The sequence below is a fragment of the Pseudomonas sp. LS-2 genome (assembly GCF_003605735.1).
In the GTDB taxonomy this organism is placed as follows: domain Bacteria; phylum Pseudomonadota; class Gammaproteobacteria; order Pseudomonadales; family Pseudomonadaceae; genus Aquipseudomonas.
Genome location: NZ_QXTJ01000033.1, coordinates 319,246 through 333,602, shown reverse-complemented (window position 1 = coordinate 333,602; position 14,357 = coordinate 319,246). Strand labels below are relative to the sequence as shown.

Genomic DNA, 14,357 nt, shown 5'->3' with positions numbered 1-14,357 from the left:
GCTCGAGTGTAGATGAGGGGAGCATGCCTTTTCGAGGTCAGTTTCCAGACGTTTCACACGTTTAAAGAAGTGGTGTCGAGGTTGTAAAAAAACGACACAGAACGTAAAAGATGCGCCGACAAAAATTCGCCCGGAGCTTCACCCTCAATGACCACTCGACACCGACCTGCCGCAGGCTTTTCGCGACGCCTTTTGCCGCTGAGTATTGCCTTCGCATCGCCTTGGCTGGCCGCTCAGGAAGCCGAGCCGCTGACCCTGGATGCGGTGAAGGTGTCCGGTGAACAAGCGTCGAGCTATCAGGACGGCAGCGCCTCGGTCGGTGGCTTCAACGAAGCGCCTTTGCTCGACACGCCTTCGTCAATTTCCGTCTTCAGCGAAGAAATGCTCAAGAACCAGCAGGCCAAATTGCTCAGCGACGTGCTGCGCAATGACGCTTCGGTGGGCGACAGCTATGCGCCGGTGGGCTACTACGAAAACTTCGTGGTGCGCGGTTTTTCATTGAATGCGGCCAACAGCTACCGCATCAACGGCCGCAGCATTACCGGCGAGCAGAACGTGGCGCTGGAAAACAAGGAACAGGTCGAACTGCTCAAAGGGCTGTCCGGTTTGCAAAGCGGCGTGTCGGAACCGGCGGGCGTGGTCAATTACAAGACCAAACGGCCCGAAGACGTGCGCTCGGTGACCGTTTCGACCAACGAACACGGCGAACGCTACATTGCCACCGACGTCGGCGGCTGGTTCGGCAGCGAGAAACAATTCGGCCTGCGCGCCAATGTCGCCCACGAAGACATCCGTTCTTATGTCGAACACGCCGACGGCAAGCGCGATTTCGCCTCGCTGGCATTCGACTGGAACATCAACGACCAATCGACCCTGCAACTGGATGTCGAGTATCAAACCAAGGAACAGCGCTCGGTGCCTGGCTATCAATTGCTCGGCGGCACCGAACTGCCCCACGACGCATCCCCGCGCAAGCTGCTCGGTTATCAGAGCGGGTCGAATCCGGTGGGTATCGATTCGCTGAACATGAACGGTCGCTATGAATACCGTTTCAACGACGACTGGAAAGCCAGCCTCAGCGCCTCGCGCAGCCGTGTGGTGATCGACGATTACAGCGCGTTCGCCTATGGCTGCTACTACCAGAGCGATTGCCCGACCACGCCGGTGACCGGCCACTTCACACCCAATGGCGGCTATGACATCTACGACTTCCGCAGCCCCGACGACACCCGGCGCAACGATGAAGTCGAAACGGCGATGACCGGCCTGTTCAACACCGGATGGCTCAAGCACGAGCTGACGTTCGGCACCAGCGCGTTCCGGCGCACGGTCGACACCCGTCCGTATTTCAGTGAGTTCGTCGGCTCTGGCAACATTCATGAAGCCCCGCAAACCTTCGCGCCCTCCGATCTTCCGGTGGGGCATACCGAACGGCGTCTGGACAGTCGTCAGTACGGCCTGTTCGCGACCGATCGCATCCATTTCAATGATCAATGGCAGACAGNGACGGCAGCGACAATCGCCACACCCAGCGTTCGATCTTCCTGCCTCAGGCGGCGCTGATCTACAAACCGGTGGACAACGTTTCGTTCTACACCAGCTACAGCAAGGGCCTGTCGCTGGGCGCTACGGCGTCGGTATTCGACACTAACGTCGGGGAAATCCTCGCGCCGACGATCTCTCGTCAGCTGGAAGCGGGGGTCAAGTACGACTGGCGTCGCATGAGCTTCACCGCGGCGCTGTTCCAGACGCGTCAGGCCTATCAGTATTCCAGGCCCAACGACGACGGCAGCCTGACCTTCGTGCAACAGGGCCAGCAGAAAAACACGGGGCTGGAGCTCAGTGCCAACGGCTGGCTGACCTCGCAATTGCAGATCGCTGCCAGCGTCGCGGCCATTCGTGCGCGGGTCGACGGCAGCGGGACAGCGGACTATGAAGAGCATCAGGCGATCAACGTGCCCAAATACCGTGGCAGCCTGTCCGCCGATTACAGCCTGCCGATTCCAGGGCTGGCACTGCTGGGCGGCATGCAATACAGCTCCAGTAAATACGCCAATCGCGAGGGTTCGGTGAAAGTGGACGATTACGCGGTGTTCAACGCGGGCAGCCGCTACAGCACCAGGCTCGAAGGCTACGACACCGTGTTTCGCCTGACTGTCGACAACCTGTTCGACAAACGCTACTGGCGCGATGTCGGCGAATACCTCGGCGACGACTACCTGTTCCTCGGCGCCCCGCGTACCGCCCGGTTGTCGGCTACGGTAAGTTTCTAGAACTCGCGATCTGTAGCAGTCCGGCTTGCCGGCGGTGGCGAGTTGCAGGGCATGATCGCCGGCAGGCCGTGCTCTACAGGTTCTCGGTGTTTTGGTGCATCCTGTCACCCTGAGCGAATAGCTGTGCATCGACAGGAACGTCCGTGCGTTATCCAAGGGGGGGGCGGGAGCGGCAGATGATTGAATTGAAATCGGGAAGCATCCCTGACATTCCACTGCTGTGGTCGCTGCGCACCCGCGCCGTTCGCAAGCTGTGCGCCAGTCACTATTCGGTTGAGCAGATTGAAATCTGGAGCGAGGCCGCGCCGCCGGAATCCTATCTGCGTCTGCTGGCCACCGATTGCGCGCTGCTCGCCGAGGAAGACGGCCAGTTGCTCGGCTACGGGATTCTGGATCGCCAGAGCGGCGAAGTCATTGCGCTGTTCGTCGAACCCGCCCACGCGGGCAAAGGCATTGGCAAGCGCTTGATGGAGGGCCTGGAGACGATGGCCGCCGAGGAATACTTCAGCCGTCTGTACCTCTATTCATCGCTCAACGCCGCCGATTTCTATCGCGCCATGGGCTTCGTCGCCATCCGAGACGACGCCTATGCCCACCCCAGCGGCATCAGCCTGCGCAGTCTGTACATGGAGCGGGATCTGCCTGCCGATTCCGTGCATTAAGCGCCACCCTGAAAACCTATGGCATGACTGGCGTCGCCGACGCTGGCTTGCTACCGTCGGCGTGCCTCACAACAGGGAAATCGGGCCATGCCAGCACAGTACCCGTTGCAACGCCGTATCCAGGATGGACGACCGCTGCTGGTCAACGCAGAGCCGCTGCAATCGGGCACGGACGACACGTTGCATCGATATCGCGAAGGCCAGTTGTGGGCCGTGAAGCAGGGCGTGATCACCGCCGAACTGGACAACGGCAGCTGGGTGGTTCCCGCACGACACATTGGCTGGATTCCACCGGGCGTCGCCCACGCAGCGCGAGTCCACGACGCCGCGAAAGGCTGGATGATCTATCTGCGCCCGGACCTGTGTCCGCTGTTCCCCACCACGCCGACGGTGTTCGACATGACGCCGCTGTCCAGCGCGCTGCTCGAACGCATTGGCACCTGGAATGGGGGTTCTGCCGAGCTCACACCGCCACAGCATCGCCAACTGGACGTGCTGTTCGATGACTTGAAGATCTCCCTCGCCAATCCGCTGTTTCTGCCCATGCCCAGCAGCCCTCACCTGGTGGGCATGACCCTGACCATCGTCGCCGACCCCGCCAACAAGACCAGCCTGGACGATTGGGCCAGACGCGTCGGCATGTCCCGCCGAGGTTTGACCCGGCATTTTCGCGCAGAAACCGGCATGTCGCTGGTGCAGTGGCGCATCGTCGCGCGAATGAAACGCGCACTGGAATTGCTGGCCCAGGGCGACAACGTCAATCGCGTCGCCCAGCGCCTGGGGTATGACAGTGTCAGCACCTTCATCAGTGCCTTCAACGCGCAGTTCGGCATGACCCCCGGCGTGTATGCCCTGTGATGTGACGCAAGTCCGGTTGTCTGCCAAGCGCCGCTCAAGCGCCAGCTTTGTTATCCTGCGCGCCTTTGTCGCACCTAACTGCCGTTTTAACCTGCCAAATGGGGTCTTTCATGACAGCCATTCTTCGACCACGTCCACAACCGATCAGCCGGGGCGACTATAAGACCCTGGGCCTGGCGGCACTGGGCGGGGCGCTGGAAATCTACGATTTCATCATTTTCGTGTTCTTCGCGCTGACCCTCAGCCAGCTGTTCTTCCCGCCGGAAATGCCCGAGTGGCTGCGTTTGCTGCAAAGCTTCGGGATCTTCGTCACCGGCTATCTGGCGCGCCCGCTGGGCGGCATCCTCATGGCCCATTTCGCCGACAGGCTGGGGCGCAAGCGGGTTTTCAGTCTCAGTATTCTGATGATGGCGCTGCCGTGCCTGTTGATCGGAGTGATGCCGACCTACGCTGACATCGGCTATTGGGCTCCGTTGATTCTGTTGGCGCTGCGCATCCTTCAAGGCGCGGCGGTGGGCGGCGAAGTGCCAAGCGCCTGGGTGTTCGTCGCCGAACATGCGCCCAAGGGTCATCGCGGTTACGCCCTGGGCGTGCTGCAAGCGGGGCTGACGTTCGGCTACCTGATTGGAGCCCTGACCGCGACCTGGCTGGCCAACGTGTTCAGTCACGCGCAAATCCTCGATTACGCCTGGCGCATCCCGTTCCTGCTGGGCGGCGTGTTCGGCGTCATCGGCGTCTGGCTGCGTCGCTGGTTGAGCGAGACGCCGGTGTTCATGGCGCTGCACGCCCAGCGCGAAGGCAGGACCGAACTGCCCCTGCGCGCCGTCGTGCGCGAACATCGTCGGTCGTTGTTGCCTGCCGCCTTGCTGACCTGCGTACTGACGTCGGCCGTCGTGACGCTGGTGGTCATCACACCGACCGTCATGCAACAGCGCTTCGGCATGAGCCCCAGCGACACCTTCGCCTTGAGCAGCGTCGGCATCGTCTTCCTCAATATCGGCTGCGTGCTGGCCGGCATGCTGGTGGATCGCATCGGTGCCTGGCGTGCGGTCGTGCTCTACAGCCTGTTGCTGCCTGTGGGTGTCGGCCTGTTGTACGCCAGTCTGGTCATCCAGTGGCTGCCGGTGGGTCTGGCCTACGCCGTGGCGGGGCTGGCCTGCGGCATCGTCGGCGTGGTGCCCTCGGTCATGGTCGGACTGTTCCCGGCGAAGATTCGGGTGTCGGGGATTTCCCTGACCTACAACATCAGCTACGCGCTATGGGCCAGCACCACGCCGCTGGCGCTGATCGCACTGATGCCGTGGAGTCCGTGGGTGTGCGTCGGCTACTGCGTGATCATGGGCGCGGTGGGTCTCATGACCGCGATGTTCTTTGGCATGCGCAAGGGCATGCAGGTCGACGATACGGTCGCTGCGCCCTGCAGCCACTGACCGTCGGGGCGCCGTTGAGCGGCGCCCGATCCACGACTACGCTTGGCCGACCACTATCGGAACAGTCGTCGGCGAGTGTGGGCATGAGCGATAACCCTGATAAGAATGATCTCAGCGCCACGTCAGTCATACGGGCGCATGTCGATACCCTCTATCGTCAGGAATCCCGACGCGTCCTCGCCACGTTGATTCGCCTGCTGGGCAGTTTCGAACGCGCCGAAGAGGCGCTGCAGGAGGCGTTCATCGCGGCGGTCGAGCAGTGGCCGCACTCCGGAATGCCCAACAATCCTCGTGCCTGGCTGGTGTCGGCGGGCCGCTTCAAGGCCATCGACAGCCTGCGTCGTCGCGCCCGTTTCGACGCTTCCCTCCATGAGCTGGCGCGTCAACTCGAGGATCGATTCAGCGATGATGCAGCCGATATCGAAAGCGTCGAGGACGACCGGCTGCGCTTGATTTTCGTCTGTTGTCACCCGGCCTTGAGCGCCGACGCCCAGGTGGCCCTGACGCTGCGCGAAGTCTGCGACCTGACCACGGAGGAAATCGCCCGGGCCTTTCTCATCACGCCATCGACGATTGCCCAGCGCATCGTCCGCGCCAAGAACAAGATTCGCGACGCGCACATTCCCTATGAAGTCCCTGCCCACAACGAATTGCCTGAGCGCCTGGAGGCGGTGTTACGGGTGATTTACCTGGTGTTCAACGAAGGCTATTTCGCGTCCTCCGGTGAACAACTGACACGCAGCGACCTGTCGGCGGAAGCGATCCGGCTGGGGCGCCTATTACTGGATTTGCTGCCCGAACCAGAGGTGGCGGGTTTGCTGGGTTTGATGTTGCTGATCGAATCCCGCCGCCCCGCCCGGCTTTCCCGGGAGGGCGAACCGGTCATGCTGGACCGGCAAGACCGAAGCCTGTGGCAGCGTCCGCTGATTCAAGAAGGCCAAGCATTGGTGGAACAAGCCCTACGCTCAGGAAGGACTGGCGCTTACAGCGTTCAGGCGGCAATCGCCGCCGTACACGCCGAAGCCCTGCATGCGCAGGATACGGACTGGACGCAGATCATCGGTCTGTACGACGTGCTGCTCCGCTTCAACGATTCGGCCATCGTGCAGCTCAATCGCGCCGTGGCGCTGGCGATGGTGCAGGGCCCGGCTACAGCATTGCGGCTGGTCGATGAGCTGTTGGCGAGCGGTGAGCTGGAGGGCTATCACCTGGCCTGGGCGGCGCGTGCCGATCTGTGTCGCAGAATGGGTCGTAACGACGAGGCGCGAGTGGCCTATCTCAAAGCCATTGAGCAGGCCCGGCAGGGTGTCGACCGGCGTTTTCTCGAACGCTGTCTGCTCGACCTTGCCGATTGAGATCGACCGTCGGTCAGGCGCTGAAAATTCTTTCGCAGCTGTGTCGATTTGCGCTGGCAGCGAACGACTAGCTTAGTACGAGGCTCCTTCGCCAACGCATCAGGGTGAGCATCCTGTAGCCGTCCGGCTCGCGGGCGATGGCGACCTCGAGTGTGCTGCCGCCGGCAAGCCGGGCGGCTGCAGAGCGGTCATTTTCAGGAGATAAACATGAGGTCGCAGGTTGCACCTCACGGAGGTCGTCATGAAATACCTGTGTCTGATCTACAGCAACGAGCAAATCCTGCATTCGCACCCGGACAGCCCGCGAGATGACGAATGCCTGGCCTACGCGCAGTCGGTGGCGGCCAGCGGACGCATGTTGGCGGCAGAACCGCTTGAGTCAGTGGATACCGCCACCACCGTCCGAATGCGCAACGGCAAGGTGTCGATCACCGACGGTCCGTTCGCGGAAACCAAAGAACAACTGGCAGGTTTCTACCTCATAGAAGCGCGTGACCTGAACGATGCACTACAGGTTGCGGCGCACATTCCCGCAGCTCGCGTGGGCAGCGTCGAAGTCCGTCCCGTGCGTGAGCTAAACCTGCAAGCCAGCCAAACCTCAACCCAGGCGTTCGCCGCAGGAGGCCAGTCATGAGCAACGGTGCCGATGAAAAGCAGATTCAGACCCTGATCGAACGTTGGTGCGCCGCCGTCCGCGACAAGGACATCGAGGCGATCATGGCGTACTACGCCCCCGACATCGTTGCCTTCGATGCGATCATCGCCTTGCAGTTTCGTGGCGCAGAAGCCTATCGCAAACACTGGGAATTCTGCCTGGGAATGTGCGAAGGGGCGATGCTGTTCGAGACCCACCAACTGGTCGTTCACGCCGACGGTGCCGTTGCATTCGCCCATTGGTTGAACAAGTGCGGCGGGACAGACGACAAGGGAGAGGTGAAATCTTCGTGGATGCGCGCCAGTGCCGGCTATCGCAAGACCGCCGACGGCTGGAAAGCCGTGCACGAGCACTTTTCCGCGCCCTTCGACATGGCCAGCGGCAAAGCCTTGTTCGAACTGCAACCCTGACATCCTGCTCAATGAAGCCATTCAAGGAGAACGATCATGAGCGTCAAACCGATTCCCGAAGGTTTCCATAGCCTGACGGTGTACATGGGCGTTTCACCCGCAGATAAAGCGATCGACTTCTACAAGAAGGCCTTTGGCGCCGAGGAATTGTTTCGTCTCGACGGGCCGGGAGGGCGGGTCGGGCATGCCGAACTGCAGATCGGCGACTCGCGCCTGATGGTGTCCGAACCCTGTGATCAAGGCGGCTTTGTCAGTCCTGACCCCGGCGGCAAAACGTCCTTTGGCATGCACCTTTATGTGCTTGACGTCGACCAGCAGTTCAAGCGCGCCGTGGACGCGGGCGCCAGCGGGGTGACCGAGGTCCAGGACATGTTCTACCGCGACCGCAGCGGCAGCGTACGCGACCCTTTCGGCCATCTCTGGTTCATTGGCACCCACAAGGAAGACCTCACTCCTGACCAGATACGCGAACGAGCCATGAAGATGTTCGGTCAGCCGGAGTCCTGATCCTGCGTCGGTGTTTTCCTTCCTTTGCGTAACGCGATCTGCCGGTTGCTCACTGCAGATCGCGTTTGCCTACAGGCCTTGCTCCTATCCCCCGAGCGCTTCGCGCTTCAATTGTAATCAATGATTGTAAATACCATTTTCAACGTTTATCTTCGCCCTCCATCAAAGTTCGATGTCCAAACTGCGCGGTGTTGTTGCACATGCGGTGATGGGTGTGCGCGACATATCGTTGTAACGCTCATTTGAGAAGTGTCTTTTGTTTTTGTAGGAATAGTTACCTTTATGCTATCGAAATTGACTATGTTCGCAGTTTGTTGATTAAAGTCCGCCTCTATAAAAAATATGACTCAATAAAAGTCGTTCACTGCCGATGGGATGTTTGACGCCTGGCCGGCGAATTAACTGGAGGTCCTAAAACGCCAATGCTGCAACGAGAAGGGAAGCGAAAACGATTGAGCCGGGCAACCCCCAGAGAGCGGGAAGTCCTGCAGCTGGTGCTGCAGGGCTACACCAACAGAGACATCGCCGAGCAACTGGGCATCAGCGATTACACGGCGCGTGACCACGTGTCGGCGCTGCTCAGAAAGAACGAAGTGCGTAATAGAGCACAACTCGTGGCTTTGCATGTCCCGGTGCCACGCAAGAAAAAAACCGAAGTACCCCTACATCTGACGGATTGTTTGATTGAAGCGGATGGCGATAATGGTGCCGTATTGAACTGAGCGCTTGCGCGATGGAAAGAGTTGGGGAGGGTGTTTCAATAGGAGATATTCGGGTTTATGTCTGCATCGCAAAAAAGTTTCATGTTCTTGTCAGCGACTCCTAAAAAACAACAAGGAAGAATCCAATGGTTCTATGCAATACGACCCGCAACAGGACACTCACATCAAAACCACTCCCGGCGATGGCCCCAAATGATGCCGATGTGACGGCGCGTTTCAATCTGCTGGTCGATCAGCAGGCCTTGCTGAGCAGTGGTCATCTTGAAACCCTGCACAAACAATGGCTCGGACCGCAGGGGATATTTGCAACGTTCAGTGCTGAAATCGACCGGCTCGGACGCCAGGCGCCCGCACTGGACGAAGTTGACATGCTGGCAGACGACGCCCGCGCCCATCTGGCAGAGCGCGCGGTGGTGTTCGCATTGGCAAAGAGCAATCGTCGCAGCGCTGTGGTCAATCCGTTCAGAGGCCTGAGCCGCGAAGCGCTCTGTTGCGTGGTATTCGATGATTCCGGCGTGTACACCTTGGTTGAACGCTACGCAGCTTATGAGGCCATGCGCCAGTGTGACTCGGACTTCTTCATCAAGCTGATCGCCACCACCCGCGGCGTCGTCGAACGCCGCATCGTGTTCCGTGGTTTGCTGGAGCATTACGACCGGCTGCTACCGGTTGAAAAAAGCATCTACCCCGACGCTTATCGCGAAACTCAGCAAGCCCATCTAGACCGCGAAGAGGTGCTGTATGGGCCACTGATGCTGGCTGACAACCTTGTGGTCCTGCTGCAGACGATTTCGCCCGTCGAGCTGCTCGAACAGGTTCGCCCGGCAGAGAAATCATTGCGGTGAACGCTTGAGCCGCACCGGGCAAGCGGATTCACGCCCGTCCCGGATCATGCGTTCTGACTCATTCAAATTCCGCACTCAATGTCTCACACACCTTCACTCCGGGCTTGGCCGACGTCACTCGGTTGCGCCCGGTGCTTTTGGCGTCGTACAACGCCATGTCCGCCTCGTGCAGCCACATGCCGGCGTCGGTGAGGTGCGGCCCGTAGGCGGCGATGCCGATGCTCAAGCTCAGTTTCAGGTTCGGAAGCGCGAGGTGGGTATGTTCGTGAACGGTACGGCGCAAGCGTTCGAGAATGTCGGTGGCCTGGGCGAGGGTGGTGTCCGGCAGGATGACGCAGAACTCGTCCCCGCCATAACGCCCGGCCAGATCGGTTTCCCGCAGGCTGGCGGTCAGCGCATTGCTCAGTTGCTTGAGCACTGTGTCGCCGATGATGTGTCCGTAGGTGTCGTTGATGGACTTGAAATGGTCGATGTCGATCAGGGCCACGCTGTTCTGCCGCTTCAGGGCCTGGCAGTTGCCGAACTCCACGCTCAGCAAATCCTTCCAGGCGCCGTGGTTCATCAGGCCGGTCAGGCTGTCGGTGGTGCTGAGCTTTTCCAGCGCCTTTTTACTTTTCGACAATTGCACGGCCACGCGATAGCAGACCAGCCCGATAGCCATCGGGTAGATCACCAGCATTGGCAGGCAGGCATAGACCTGGATCTGAGTGATTGCAGGAAACAGCTCTGGCCGCAATATCGCGTAGCCCAGCACTGCGCCCGCGATCTGCGCGAGGGCGCCGGTCAGAAAAAATCGCGGCCCACCCGCGGCGATGTTGTTCATGGCCATCATCGACAACGCCGTGACCGTCGGCAGGGGATTGAGCCCCATTGCCCCGGCCCAGAAACCACCGGCCAATGAGTCGTAGATGAGATTGCGGCGCTCGGCCTTGTACGGTTGGCGGGAAATCTTCGCCAACAGGTAAGCCCCGTGGGACCAGCCGTAGCCGTGGAGGATCATCAACACCCACACCCAGGTCGGCGGATGCGACGGATACAGCGCGGCAGCGACCGTGAAAAAACCGATACCCAGCCCGACGCTGCGCGGCAGGTACATGCGCCGGGCAAACGAGAGACCTTTGTGGGTTGAGGTGTTCATAGCTCTTCACCGGGTTATAACGCAGCATCCGGACTGAAACATCGGCCACGACGAACGACTCTGAGTGTCGCTCGCCTGCTGGGTGCTGGGAAGGGCCTTGTGCCATTATTCGTCAAATTCAGACGGCCGACCGTCGCCTGCTGACAGCGTCAAGGCGCGACGCCGGATGCGCCAAGCGTAGCCGCTGTCAGTGGATCCACAACTGACGCCCGTCATCTGTGACGGTCGGTATTCAACAAGCAGCGATGCTTACTTGCCCCCCGTCACCTCGTTCACCAACGCCGCATGCGCCACAGCGTCTTTCTCCAGCGAAATCACATTGATCAGCGCGTTACGGTTGCCTGAGACCGCCGCAATCGTCGTACTCAGGACTTTGCCGCCTTCCACACTGCCGGAGATGTCGAGCTGGCGCAGCTCCAGGCCGTTGCGCACGATCTTTTTCTCACCCAGCTTGCTGAAGTCCTTGTAGCTGGACTGCTGCTGGACGAGGGTCTCGGCAATGATGTTGTCAAGGGTCTGACTGTCGTTGGACGGTACGCTCTGGCCATCCGGCAATGGCGTTTCGGTGATGATCACCACACGTTTTGCAGGTTTGTTCATGTACAGCGACCCCGTGACCCCAGCGGCTCTGGCCTTGTCGTCGATCTCTTCCATCGGGCCCTGAACGTAATCCTTGGGCAGATTGAAGGCGAGCTTGCTGCCGAGCATCGAGACGTTTTGCGTCGCGAGCGGCGCGGGAACGGCCTTGGGGGCGGCCTTGGCAGACTTCGAGGTTTGGGTCGTCCTGGAGGCGGCGGACATCTTTGAGGTTTTCGAAGTCTTTGGTTTAGTGGAGGCCTTCGATGTCTTCGACGTCTTCGACGTCTTCGAAGTTTTAGCGGTTTTCGAGGTAGTGGTCGTCTTGGCGGTTTTGGCTTTCGTCGACGTCGTCGCGGCCTTGGAGCGGGTAGAGGTTTTCGAGGTTTTAGACGACGGCGTCGAAGAGGTCGACTTGGTCGTTTGGGCAGGCTGCGGGGTGTCAGTCGCCGCGTGCGCACCAGTCATGCCCAGGCACAAGGCCAGAGCGCTGGAGGTCACGACGGTTTTCAGATTGAGCAAGCGCATTCCTACCTCGTTAAAAAGCCAATTCCTACAGAGGGTCGGCATTTTGCCTGAGGGGGCTAGCAAGTGGGTAGGAATGCGACGGGGCGACAGACGCCTACAAAGGCCGTGGACACGTCGTGTCAGAACACATCCATTGAATAATCGACAATCACCCGATACTCACTGCTGGCGCTGTCATCGGCATACGCCGCACTCGACAACGTCGCCGTCACGGCAGAGAACAACGCGCGGTATTTGAAAGATGCATTCACTGATCACTATGCCCCATGGACTTTATTCGCGATTGGCAGTGTTTATAAGTGCGAAGCCCTCTTGTTGGAGGGGGGGCTTTTCGGTGCAAAAAAAAAGCCGCTGGGGGCAGCGGCTGAAGTTTGGAGCTTTGAGGCCCCACGCCGGGAGCAACGACGCGGAACAGGATGAAACAACGACGTAAAACATAGGACAGACCCATGAAGCGACGTACAGGTCAGGTGTGTTTGGCGTTCTCCATTTGAGGGTTATAGGTCGAGGCCTGTTGCGTGTTGTCATACGCCTTGGCCTTAGCGGCCAAGGCTTCTTCATGCTGTTCGAAGTTCGTATGAATCGCTTCATTTCGAGCAACGAACGCCGGAGACTCTTCCGCCATGGCAAACGGAGCGACTAACAGAGAAGACAAGACAAGCGCGCTGGCAAAACCAATGGATTTAAACATTTGAATAAACCTTCTTGCAGGTGCAAGTTCGATTAAGTGAGGCCACTGTAAGAACTCAGCGGCCCCGGATCAAATGAAACCCGAGTAAATATTGATTAGAGAAAATGTTATGTGAGTGTCAGGGAATTAATAAGCATCAATAGTTTTCCCTTGTGCTGTTGATTCTGGCCGAAGGCTGAATGAGGCAGACTCGCCACTGATTTCCTCTCGATTCTGGCCGAAGCCCGAGAGAGCCACACTCACCACCGATCTGCCCTTGATTCTGGCCGGAGGCCGAGAGACCCAGACTCACCACCGATCTGCCGTTGTTCTGGCCGGAGGCTGAGTGACCCAGGCTCACCACCAATCTGCCCTTGATTCTGGCCGGAGGCCGAGAGAGCCAGACTCGCCACCGATCTGCCGTTGTTCTGGCCGGAGGCTGAGTGACCCAGGCTCACCACCAATCTGCCCTTGATTCTGGCCGAAGTCCGGGAGACCCAGACTCGCCACCGATCTGCCGTTGTTCTGGCCGGAGGCTGAGTGACCCAGGCTCACCACCAATCTGCCCTTGATTCTGGCCGAAGTCCGAGAGACCCAGACTCACCACCGATCTGCCCTTGATTCTGGCCGGAGGCCGTGGGAGCTCGGCTTGCCAGCGATCTGGCGCGAAGCGGCAGCCAATCCATCCACAACTACCCTGTCAGGCAATCAAACGAATCAACATTCACCGCACCTTCATCGGCGCAAAAATCGCCCGAATGCCCCGACACTTCGGATAATCCACACAACCCCAGAAATTTCCCCCCGCATTGGCGCCAGTACGGGCCACTCGCACCACCATCCGCTTGCGACAATGCGGACAGGCCGGCGCCTCCACCTCCGCCTTCACCTCAGGTTCAACTTTCCGCCTGACAGGTTGCGCAACGACAACCGGCTCAACCCGCTCTTCAACCACCTCAACCGTAGGCCGTGGCGCAGGCTTCTTCGCTTCCGCAATCCACTGCTTCAACACTGACCCATCGACCAACTGCAAATTGCGACCAGAAGCAAAATCCCGCGCCTGTTGGGTAAACGTCCCGCTCGTCACCACGAACCCGCCGACAGCCCCTTCGGCCGCCATTGCGCCATACAACTCACGCACCACCGGCACACCCACCTGCACCGAACGCCACTGCTTGCACTGCACCAGATACGTTTCGCCCTCCTTGCGCGCAACCAGATCGATGCCGCCATCGGGGCCCTTCGCGCCATTCTCCTGCACCGCATAACCCCGACGTCGCAAGGCTTCCCCCACCAGCCGTTCGAAATCCTGCCAACTGATGCTCAACAGCGTATTGCCACCCGGCGTGTGCACCGAGTCCAGCAACTTGCGCCGCCTGGCCCGCCCCAGAATTGACCCAACCGCGCCACCGATAAAAATCATCGGCACGAAAAACTGCCCAACCGTCGCCATCCCCCGAAAGGCTGTACCCGTCAGCACCGTATCGAAATGACGCATGTCGATGGACGTCGGCATTGGCGCGCTGGCAACCGAATGCAAATACATCCCCGACGCAGCGGCCAGCGCAAGGCTGATCCACCAAGGGAGTTTGCTGGCAAGGTAAATGAAGCCTTCAAGAGCAGAGGTTTTCTTGGCCATGTCCGTGGTCTTTTTCAAAAATCCGGGAAAGAAAAGATACCCGCAAACCCACAGACCTGTAGCAGTCCGGCTTGCCAGCGGCAGCATTC

General features: G+C 59.7%; 15 protein-coding genes and 1 pseudogene. 11 read left to right on the top strand and 5 right to left on the bottom strand.

Annotated elements, in window-relative coordinates; translation table 11 throughout:
- Positions 1 to 147 precede the first annotated feature (147 nt).
- The 11 genes and pseudogenes from D3M70_RS33430 to D3M70_RS19750 all read left to right on the top strand — a co-directional run.
- Positions 148 to 1,504 (top strand): annotated as a pseudogene (locus D3M70_RS33430) (TonB-dependent siderophore receptor); the annotation flags it as partial.
- A 1-nt stretch (position 1,505) separates the two neighbouring features.
- A partial coding sequence (locus D3M70_RS33425) for a TonB-dependent siderophore receptor (RefSeq protein WP_256659928.1) occupies positions 1,506 to 2,273 on the top strand: 768 nt, incomplete at its 5' end.
- A gap of 176 nt (positions 2,274 to 2,449) precedes the next feature.
- A complete protein-coding gene (locus D3M70_RS19790; protein ID WP_120127363.1) occupies positions 2,450 to 2,935 on the top strand; it encodes a GNAT family N-acetyltransferase in 486 nt (161 codons plus the stop codon).
- A gap of 87 nt (positions 2,936 to 3,022) precedes the next feature.
- Entirely contained in the window at positions 3,023 to 3,793 is a 771-nt protein-coding gene (locus D3M70_RS19785; protein ID WP_120127362.1) for a helix-turn-helix domain-containing protein, read from the top strand.
- A gap of 110 nt (positions 3,794 to 3,903) precedes the next feature.
- Positions 3,904 to 5,223, top strand: a complete 1,320-nt coding sequence (locus D3M70_RS19780) for an MFS transporter (protein WP_120127361.1) — start codon at positions 3,904 to 3,906, stop codon at positions 5,221 to 5,223.
- Positions 5,224 to 5,306: 83 nt separating this feature from the next.
- Positions 5,307 to 6,578: an RNA polymerase sigma factor gene (locus tag D3M70_RS19775; RefSeq protein ID WP_120127360.1), complete on the top strand. Its 1,272-nt coding sequence runs from the start codon at positions 5,307 to 5,309 to the stop codon at positions 6,576 to 6,578.
- Positions 6,579 to 6,819: 241 nt separating this feature from the next.
- Positions 6,820 to 7,212 carry a YciI family protein gene (locus tag D3M70_RS19770; RefSeq protein ID WP_120127359.1) on the top strand — a complete coding sequence of 131 codons (393 nt, stop codon included), beginning with the start codon at positions 6,820 to 6,822 and terminating at the stop codon, positions 7,210 to 7,212.
- Positions 7,209 to 7,643, top strand: a complete 435-nt coding sequence (locus D3M70_RS19765) for a nuclear transport factor 2 family protein (protein ID WP_120127358.1) — start codon at positions 7,209 to 7,211, stop codon at positions 7,641 to 7,643. The genes D3M70_RS19770 and D3M70_RS19765 overlap by 4 nt, the downstream gene beginning before the upstream one ends.
- Positions 7,644 to 7,679: 36 nt before the next feature.
- Complete coding sequence (locus D3M70_RS19760) at positions 7,680 to 8,150, top strand: VOC family protein (protein ID WP_120127357.1); 471 nt, start codon at positions 7,680 to 7,682, stop codon at positions 8,148 to 8,150.
- Positions 8,151 to 8,572: 422 nt separating this feature from the next.
- The gene (locus D3M70_RS19755; protein WP_120127356.1) at positions 8,573 to 8,872 is read left to right on the top strand and encodes a helix-turn-helix transcriptional regulator; all 300 of its coding nucleotides are present in this window, start codon (positions 8,573 to 8,575) and stop codon (positions 8,870 to 8,872) included.
- A 182-nt stretch (positions 8,873 to 9,054) separates the two neighbouring features.
- Positions 9,055 to 9,717 (top strand): hypothetical protein, encoded by a 663-nt coding sequence (locus D3M70_RS19750; RefSeq protein ID WP_120127355.1) that lies wholly within the window; start codon positions 9,055 to 9,057, stop codon positions 9,715 to 9,717.
- A 58-nt stretch (positions 9,718 to 9,775) separates the two neighbouring features.
- On the opposite strand, the gene D3M70_RS19745 is transcribed toward D3M70_RS19750, so the two are convergent.
- The 5 genes from D3M70_RS19745 to D3M70_RS19730 all read right to left on the bottom strand — a co-directional run bounded on the left by D3M70_RS19745 (position 9,776) and on the right by D3M70_RS19730 (position 14,268).
- A complete protein-coding gene (locus D3M70_RS19745; protein WP_120127354.1) occupies positions 9,776 to 10,855 on the bottom strand; it encodes a diguanylate cyclase in 1,080 nt (359 codons plus the stop codon).
- A gap of 249 nt (positions 10,856 to 11,104) precedes the next feature.
- Positions 11,105 to 11,959, bottom strand: a complete 855-nt coding sequence (locus D3M70_RS33420) for a hypothetical protein (protein WP_256659927.1) — start codon at positions 11,957 to 11,959, stop codon at positions 11,105 to 11,107.
- 119 nt (positions 11,960 to 12,078) lie between these two features.
- Positions 12,079 to 12,210 (bottom strand): hypothetical protein, encoded by a 132-nt coding sequence (locus D3M70_RS33415; RefSeq protein WP_256659926.1) that lies wholly within the window; start codon positions 12,208 to 12,210, stop codon positions 12,079 to 12,081.
- A 215-nt stretch (positions 12,211 to 12,425) separates the two neighbouring features.
- Positions 12,426 to 12,650, bottom strand: coding sequence for a hypothetical protein (locus tag D3M70_RS19735; protein ID WP_120127353.1), 225 nt, complete (start codon positions 12,648 to 12,650; stop codon positions 12,426 to 12,428).
- 703 nt (positions 12,651 to 13,353) lie between these two features.
- On the bottom strand, positions 13,354 to 14,268 hold the full coding sequence (locus D3M70_RS19730; RefSeq protein WP_120127352.1) for a restriction endonuclease: 915 nt from the start codon (positions 14,266 to 14,268) through the stop codon (positions 13,354 to 13,356).
- Positions 14,269 to 14,357 lie beyond the last annotated feature (89 nt).

Excerpts from the sequence above, each read along its gene's own strand:
- D3M70_RS19760 (WP_120127357.1), top strand. The coding sequence starts at position 7,680 with ATGAGCGTCAAACCGATTCCCGAAGGTTTCCATAGCCTGACGGTGTAC.
- D3M70_RS19745 (WP_120127354.1), bottom strand. The coding sequence starts at position 10,855 with ATGAACACCTCAACCCACAAAGGTCTCTCGTTTGCCCGGCGCATGTAC.
- D3M70_RS19775 (WP_120127360.1), top strand. The coding sequence starts at position 5,307 with ATGAGCGATAACCCTGATAAGAATGATCTCAGCGCCACGTCAGTCATA.
- D3M70_RS19755 (WP_120127356.1), top strand. The coding sequence starts at position 8,573 with ATGCTGCAACGAGAAGGGAAGCGAAAACGATTGAGCCGGGCAACCCCC.
- D3M70_RS19765 (WP_120127358.1), top strand. The coding sequence starts at position 7,209 with ATGAGCAACGGTGCCGATGAAAAGCAGATTCAGACCCTGATCGAACGT.
- D3M70_RS19750 (WP_120127355.1), top strand. The coding sequence starts at position 9,055 with ATGGCCCCAAATGATGCCGATGTGACGGCGCGTTTCAATCTGCTGGTC.
- D3M70_RS33420 (WP_256659927.1), bottom strand. The coding sequence starts at position 11,959 with ATGCGCTTGCTCAATCTGAAAACCGTCGTGACCTCCAGCGCTCTGGCC.
- D3M70_RS19735 (WP_120127353.1), bottom strand. The coding sequence starts at position 12,650 with ATGTTTAAATCCATTGGTTTTGCCAGCGCGCTTGTCTTGTCTTCTCTG.
- D3M70_RS19780 (WP_120127361.1), top strand. The coding sequence starts at position 3,904 with ATGACAGCCATTCTTCGACCACGTCCACAACCGATCAGCCGGGGCGAC.
- D3M70_RS19770 (WP_120127359.1), top strand. The coding sequence starts at position 6,820 with ATGAAATACCTGTGTCTGATCTACAGCAACGAGCAAATCCTGCATTCG.
- D3M70_RS19790 (WP_120127363.1), top strand. The coding sequence starts at position 2,450 with ATGATTGAATTGAAATCGGGAAGCATCCCTGACATTCCACTGCTGTGG.
- D3M70_RS19730 (WP_120127352.1), bottom strand. The coding sequence starts at position 14,268 with ATGGCCAAGAAAACCTCTGCTCTTGAAGGCTTCATTTACCTTGCCAGC.
- D3M70_RS19785 (WP_120127362.1), top strand. The coding sequence starts at position 3,023 with ATGCCAGCACAGTACCCGTTGCAACGCCGTATCCAGGATGGACGACCG.